Here is a 1,158-nt window from a genome sequence, read left to right on the forward strand (position 1 = left end):
AATGCCTGACAGACCAAAAATACCAAACAAAGACAAAATGGTCAGATCAATACCCAATAACCAATGACCGATTAAAGCACCGATAAGACCAAATGGAATGGCTGCCATGACAACCAATGGCCAGCCGTAAGAGGAAAAGACCCAAGCCAGCACCAGGTAAATCATCACAAAAGCCAGCAACGTGCCTTGGGCCATATCAGTCATGGTCTCTGCTTGTTCTTCGGCACGACCTTCGTACGCTATTTTCACCCCATACTTAGAGGATAAGGCCGGTAAAAACGAAGCTTTCATATCATTTAGAATGGCATTATTATTATTCACCACAGCATCAACGGTCGCCGTGATATGTATGGCTAGTTGGGTATCGGTATGTCTGAGTACATCAAAGCCTCGCCGAGACTCAAACTCAACCACACTGGATAACGGTGCACTGCCACCGTTAGGCAATCTGAGCATAAAATTTTCTAATGTCGCTAGCGTATTGCGTTCTGCATCAGGTAGCATAATGCGCACTTCTACTTCATCATCACCATCCTGAAATATCTGAACTAACTGACCATCAAATGCTGCTCGTAATTGACGTCCCACATTTTCAACAGTCAATCCCAGCACATCGCCTTGCCCTTTGATGCGATAGATTAACTGTTCCTGACCATAGGGCATATCATCTTCAATCGCACTGACACCGGCATAGTTTTTTAACTTCTCGGCGATCTCATGTGAGGCTTTTTTTAACTGCTCAGCTGTCGCGCCACTCAGACGAATATCAATATCACTACCCGGTGGACCGCCACGCATTTCACTAATCGTAAACGTTTCAATCCCGGGCGGAAGCTCGATATATTGTCGCCAGTCATGAATGAACGCTTTGTTTCTAATATCGCGTTTATCAGGCGAAATCATCTCCAGTTGAACAGAGCCAAAACGCTCATCCGCCTGACTGCTACTGACATTAGAATTGGCAGAAGATGCACTCCCTAAACGTGTCACAGCCATCTTGACGATATTTTGCTCGTAATCAGCCTCTGCTTTATCCAAAGCCAGATTGATGTGCTGCAAAAATTGCTCAACATCTTGCTTCGGGGTGCCTGCCACGAAACGGGCATTCGCTGTAATGGTTGTGCCTTCTGGCGAGGGGAAAAAGTTAAATAAAATTCT

At 45.4% G+C, this 1,158-nt stretch carries 1 protein-coding gene; it reads right to left on the minus strand.

The genetic code is table 11. From position 1 onward, the window contains the following. A partial coding sequence (locus B4K20_RS05265) for an efflux RND transporter permease subunit (RefSeq protein WP_289282140.1) occupies positions 1 to 1,158 on the minus strand: 1,158 nt, incomplete at both ends.

Source organism: Methylophaga sp. UBA5088 (assembly GCF_002414625.1).
Classification (GTDB): domain Bacteria; phylum Pseudomonadota; class Gammaproteobacteria; order Nitrosococcales; family Methylophagaceae; genus Methylophaga; species Methylophaga marina.